The sequence below is a fragment of the Photorhabdus sp. RM323S genome (assembly GCF_042879375.1).
GTDB lineage: Bacteria > Pseudomonadota > Gammaproteobacteria > Enterobacterales > Enterobacteriaceae > Photorhabdus > Photorhabdus tasmaniensis.
The window spans coordinates 1-5,567 of sequence record NZ_JBHFKZ010000094.1 but is presented as its reverse complement, the minus strand read 5'-3'; the positions used below and the strand labels follow the sequence as shown (position 1 = coordinate 5,567).

Sequence of the window (5,567 nt, the reverse complement as noted above, 5' to 3'; positions counted from 1 at the left end):
GGAATAGGTATTAAAGCGTTTTATCGACGGTTGTTTTACGGATAAAACTCTAAAAGTAATGTAATAAAAAAGGGATAAAACGGTTAATGTGGCAGGATTTAAACTCTGAAAAAAATCCCGTATTAAAAGGGGTGAAAACGAGGATTAAAATTTTATGCGCGATTTATTTTACATTTACCTAACCTGTCATGAGTATTTAAAAATGCAAGTGAAAAGGTATTAAAGCTTTTGGCTTTTTTATCAAGGTCGGATTTAATTCAGTAAATGCGAGTTTTTAGCGGGGGATTTAATGGTATTTAAGCGAAAATGATTAACCGTTAAAAGAGAGTTGAAAAGAAATTCACATATAAAAGAATATTATCCGAACGGAACAGGTATTAAAGCGTTTTATCGACGGTTGTTTTACGGATAAAACTCTAAAAGTAATGTAATAAAAAAGGGATAAAACGGTTAATGTGGCAGGATTTAAACTCTGAAAAAGGCGGGTAAAACAGCGTTGGTAAAGATAAAAAGTGGAGATGCTTAGGGGTTGTTAAACGTAAAACATGATATTTTATGATGATTAAATGTAATAAAAATCCCGTGTTAAAAGGGGTGAAAACAAGGATTAAAATTTTACACACGATTTATTTTACATTTACCTAACCTGTCATGATTATTTAAAAATGCAAGTGAAAAGGTATTAAAGCTTTTGGCTTTTGTATCAAGGTCGGATTTAACTTGGTAAATGCAACTTTTCAGCTGCGGATTTAATGGTATTTAATCGGAAATGATTAACCGTTAAAAGAGAGTTGAAAAGAAATCCACATATAAAAGGATATTATCCGAACGGAACAGGTATTAAAGCGTTTTATCGACGGTTGTTTTACGGATAAAACTCTAAAAGTAATGTAATAAAAAAGGGATAAAACGGTTAATGTGACAGGATTTAAACTCTGAAAAAGGCGGGTAAAACAGCGTTGGTAAAGATAAAAAGTGGAGGTGTTTAGGGTTTGTTAAACGTAAAACATGATAGCGGATGATGATTAAACTTAATAAAAAGCAGGCGTTAAAAGGGGTAAAAAAACGGTTAAAACTTTATACCGATTAAAATCATCAGTTTAAAAAATAACGTTTAATAACAGTTTAAAGCCTGCCCTGATTTTATGGGTATTTTAATTAATGGCTTTGGAGTTTGATCTTTATGACCGTACCTTTAATCGACAGGCTCCGGTCGGGCAACCACAATTAACAAGGTGTCCCGCCAGTGCGACAGGTATTCCCTGTATATTGAACAAGTTAGAACCTTCCGCAATAGCGCCGGTTTGTTTACATTTTCTTTCCACTACACTTCGCATTATTTACTCCGCTCTATTTTCCGCTGCTCGTATTAAATGCCAAATCGTTGTGCCTGACTCCGCACCCTGAACATCAAAAGCCATCGCGCCCTGAACAAAGAAATATTGTTTGTCAGGCTGGCTGTCAGTTCGCCAGAATCCGCTGACAAGCATCGGCTCACCGGTTCTCACCGGGGTGATATGCAGAGGGCTACGGTCATAGCGGGCATACCAGGCCAGCGTGGAAATATCATCAAAATGACCTTCTCCATAAAAATGCAGAGAATGGCCTTCACGGGGGATCACCCGTATCGGGCGTATCAGCTGGTTAATGGCAAAATAACTCGCCGGGACATTGCCCGGTAGTGGTGTTAAGTCCGGGTATTGACCTGCCCGGATCATCAGACCATTGGAATAAGGAGTGATCACCACATCCGGATAACGAGCCAGCGTTTTACGTATCCAATGTTCCCCACCCAGACGGTTAACAAAGCGTTTGGACAGCAGAGTGATCCAGTTAATGCCCCGGATGGAATGTCCATACTGTAATTTGGCTGTGTGCACTGCGGAGTTCACTTGCAGGGAAGGATAGCGCTGTGCTAACTGGTACTCCAGGGGAAAGTAATCATGGTAATCTCTGGGCAGGACCAGACAATAACTACAGTCCCCACTGTCAGGCTCAAGCTGTTCACACAGAAAGTCCAGCCAGGCCATAAAGCGAGCCATACCCTCTTGTTCTTTTAGATAATCCCAAGGAAGTGTCAGGCTTAGGTAAGAGCTACTGTCATCACCATCGTCCTCGTCGGAATCTAGATAACGCATCAGATAGCAGGGAGCTTCATAGAGATTTTTGGCGTCACTGACTACCCAACTAGAGGGCTGATTCTTTTTCTGATTAAGAATACCCTCTTCCACTTTGGCAATATTTTCCGGGGAATATTTTTTTAATCCCTCCAGCGAATGACGATGAAAACGCAGGTGGGTACCAAATTCTTCACGAAAGCGCCGGTAGCAGGCCAGAATGCGTTGTTTTTTCTCCTGAGTATAGCCTTGTTTAAAAAACAGAGTGATAGAAATCCCAAGACGAGAAACAGTCAACCCATCGCCATTGAGGAAGGTAAACGCGGCTAGTTGTGATCTTAACTGGGAAAAATAATCCAAAGTTTCCATCTTCTCTCCTTTCATGATGAGGCGGTGGATAATCCGTTATTCCCACATATTTGCTGCTTCCCGTATCAGATGCCATACGGTTGTGCCCGATGCTGCGCCCTGAGTATCGAAGGCTGTAGCCCCCTGAGCAAAAAAGTACTGCTCGCCCGGCAAGCTATCGGTTCGCCAGATCCCACTGACCAGGGCGGGCTCACCGCCTCTAATCGGCGTTATATGCAGAGGGCCACTGTCATAGCGGGCATACCAGGCCAGCGTGGAAATATCATCAAAATGACCTTCTCCATAAAAATGCAGAGAATGGCCTTCACGAGGAATAACCCGTATCGGGCGTATCAGCTGGTTAATGGCAAAATAACTCGTCGGGACATTGCCCGGTAGTGGTGTTAAGTCCGGGTATTGACCGGCTCGGATCATCAGACCATTGGAATAAGGAGTGATCACCACATCCGGATAACGAGCCAGCGTTTTACGTATCCAATGTTCCCCACCCAGTCGGTTGACAAAGCGTTTGGACAGCAGGGTGATCCAGTTAATGCCCCGGATGGAGTGACCATACTGTAATACCGCAGTGTGAACCGCTGAATTGACTTGCAGGGAAGGGTAACGTTGCGCTAGCTGGTACTCCAGGGGAAAATAGTCATGGTAATCTCTGGGTAAAACCAGACAGTAACCACAGTCCCCACTGTCAGGCTCAAGCTGTTCACACAGAAAGTCCAGCCAGGCCATAAAGCGAGCCATGCCGTCTTGTTCTTTTAGATAATCCCAAGGAAGTGTCAGGCTTAGGTAAGAACTGCCGTTATCACCGCTTATTTCTCGGGAATCCAGATAACGCATCAGATAGTGAGGGGCTTCATAGAGATTTTTGGCGTCGCTGACTACCCAACTAGAAAGCTGGTTTTTTTTCTGATTAAGAATACCTTCTTCCACTTTGGCAATATTTTCTGGGGAATATTTTTTTAATCCCTCCAGCGAATGACGATGAAAACGCAGGTGAGAGCCAAACTCTTCGCGAAAGCGGCGATAGCAGGCCAGAATGCGCTGCTTTTTCTCCAGGGTGTAGCCTTGTTTAAAAAACAGGGTTATCGAGATACCCAGACGGGAAACAGTCAACCCATCGCCATTGAGGAAGGTAAACGCGGCCAGTTGTGATCTCAACTGGGCAAAGTAATCTACAGTTTCCATTATTTTCTCCATATATTATGAGGCGGTGGCGAATGTCACACTTGCCAATATTGCCAGGACGGCGGCTAATGCGGCGGCGCTAACTGCGGTGGCGGCAGCTAAAATTTCCACCAGTGCAATCAGTGCCGCAGCGACAGTAAGGGTGACAAGGATAACAGCGGCAACGCCGGCAACAATCACAACTATTTCCAGCATTCCTTCACCCACCTCTTTTACTATTTGCATCCAGCTCATGTTTTTCAGCTCTTCTAAAGTGATATCTGAACCCTGTTGCACAGTCTGCCACCGGGCTTTTATCTCACTCTCCGTCCAGGTCACGATTTTTCCCGTTTGTTCACTGACCCAGGAAAAAGCGTAGCTGACCTGATGGCTTATCGGGTCAATAATTTCTTCACACACCCACTTGCCGGTTTCACTGAACCATGATCCAAACTGAGCAAGGAGTTCGCGGGTACTGTTACGGATATAATCCAACCCCTGTTCTGTCAAGCCAGCCACCTCCTGTCCGAGGATTACCCAGTCTTCATAGCTGGGTAAAAAAGACCAGGGGGAGGTACTGATCAGCGGGAGTTTTTTTGTCAGGGGTTGCGGAATGGTCCCCGGTACACCCTCTTCGGGAGGTATGGGAGGAGGTAAGGCGTCATCGTCAGGCGGTGAACCGGATGGTAGGGGGGCCAGTGGGATAGGATTTTTATAGTGTTGGGAACCGGGCTGATAAAGTTTTCGCCATGCTTCATCGTACTGCTTTTGCTCCTCTGTGCGATTATCCATGACACGCATCACCCCAAAGCGTTTTTCTGTCGCAATTAGCATATAATCTTGTTCTTGATCGTCAGATAGCTCATCCCCCGGAAATTTCACCTCAATCAGCATCTTCAGATTATCTGGGTGCACAGAACCATCGAAGTAGGTGGCATTTCTGCCCGGCCAGCGGAGAGCCTCATCTTTAACCAGAATAATATCGGGGCGGCGAATACCAACAATTCCAAATTTCTCCATATCGGCGTCAGAAGGCCGGATAAATGGATTACTGGATTGCGGTAAGTTGTCACCATAACGCTGTTTCGATATTTGACTGGTTGCCAACATGGGTAAGGGGATATCTTCTTCTCTGATAGCGAACACCACTTCTGCTTTATAAGGCCACAGGAAATCGTGCTTATACTCTTCAATTTTAATTAACCCACTCATGACAATCTGCTTAAGAGAGCGTATCTCTCCCAGTTTTGTGGTTATCCTGGCAGGCAGCCGCTGGGCATATTCGGCTTTCTTCGCCAGGTAGCAGGGATCTTCATCGGCGGGAAAAACCCCTATTTCCATGGTGCAGGTGATTGAGGTGACGGCTGGACACATCTTGCCGCTGTTGGGTATAGCCATACTTATTTCTCCTTAAATTCCATAACATACTCTACGGGCGTGTTATCACTGACCTCGTATACGGTTTTCTTCGGCTTGGGTGTTGCTTGCGGTGAATTCAGTTGCAGATTTTCCTCGGCCGCACTCTGCACGGTCAGAGTTCTGCCCAGTGCGTCAGTTTTACCCGGGATAACCTGACCATCGGCAGTGGTGATGGTGTAGGGGGCATTCACCAGCGGCTTACCGCTCTGCTCACTGAGCAGGGTATAGCGGGCAGAATAGTCAAACAGCGCATCGGCGGATTTCTTCCCGGTGAGATGGTCAGTCATGGTGATACTGACCCCTTCGATACGAATATTCCCCATCGGGTCAATCACTATCTGGCCGCCGGCGTTCCCAATAGTGATTTGCCCACTTTCCGAGTGCACAGTGATATGTTTACCCACGGTAATTTGCTGATTATCGGCAACGTTCAATTGATGGCTTTTACCAATTGAAATGGCTTGCTGGCCTTGAATGGTCACCGTTTGATTTTTGCTAACT

At 45.2% G+C, this 5,567-nt stretch carries 4 protein-coding genes and 1 pseudogene; all 5 read right to left on the bottom strand.

Going from position 1 to position 5,567, the window contains the following annotated elements; all coding sequences use genetic code 11:
- Window positions 1-1,181: 1,181 nt before the first annotated feature.
- On the bottom strand, window positions 1,182-1,337 hold the full coding sequence (locus ACGF7G_RS21415; RefSeq protein ID WP_339959290.1) for a PAAR domain-containing protein: 156 nt from the start codon (window positions 1,335-1,337) through the stop codon (window positions 1,182-1,184).
- A gap of 3 nt (window positions 1,338-1,340) precedes the next feature.
- Window positions 1,341-2,486, bottom strand: coding sequence for a DUF3396 domain-containing protein (locus ACGF7G_RS21410; protein ID WP_387468233.1), 1,146 nt, complete (start codon window positions 2,484-2,486; stop codon window positions 1,341-1,343).
- 36 nt (window positions 2,487-2,522) lie between these two features.
- Complete coding sequence (locus ACGF7G_RS21405) at window positions 2,523-3,668, bottom strand: DUF3396 domain-containing protein (RefSeq protein ID WP_387468232.1); 1,146 nt, start codon at window positions 3,666-3,668, stop codon at window positions 2,523-2,525.
- Between the two features lie 15 nt (window positions 3,669-3,683).
- Window positions 3,684-5,045 carry a VRR-NUC domain-containing protein gene (locus tag ACGF7G_RS21400; protein ID WP_387468231.1) on the bottom strand — a complete coding sequence of 454 codons (1,362 nt, stop codon included), beginning with the start codon at window positions 5,043-5,045 and terminating at the stop codon, window positions 3,684-3,686.
- Between the two features lie 2 nt (window positions 5,046-5,047).
- A pseudogene (locus ACGF7G_RS21395) lies at window positions 5,048-5,567 on the bottom strand (type VI secretion system tip protein VgrG); the annotation flags it as partial.

Excerpts from the sequence above, each read along its gene's own strand:
- ACGF7G_RS21405 (WP_387468232.1), bottom strand. The coding sequence starts at position 3,668 with ATGGAAACTGTAGATTACTTTGCCCAGTTGAGATCACAACTGGCCGCG.
- ACGF7G_RS21400 (WP_387468231.1), bottom strand. The coding sequence starts at position 5,045 with ATGGCTATACCCAACAGCGGCAAGATGTGTCCAGCCGTCACCTCAATC.
- ACGF7G_RS21415 (WP_339959290.1), bottom strand. The coding sequence starts at position 1,337 with ATGCGAAGTGTAGTGGAAAGAAAATGTAAACAAACCGGCGCTATTGCG.
- ACGF7G_RS21410 (WP_387468233.1), bottom strand. The coding sequence starts at position 2,486 with ATGGAAACTTTGGATTATTTTTCCCAGTTAAGATCACAACTAGCCGCG.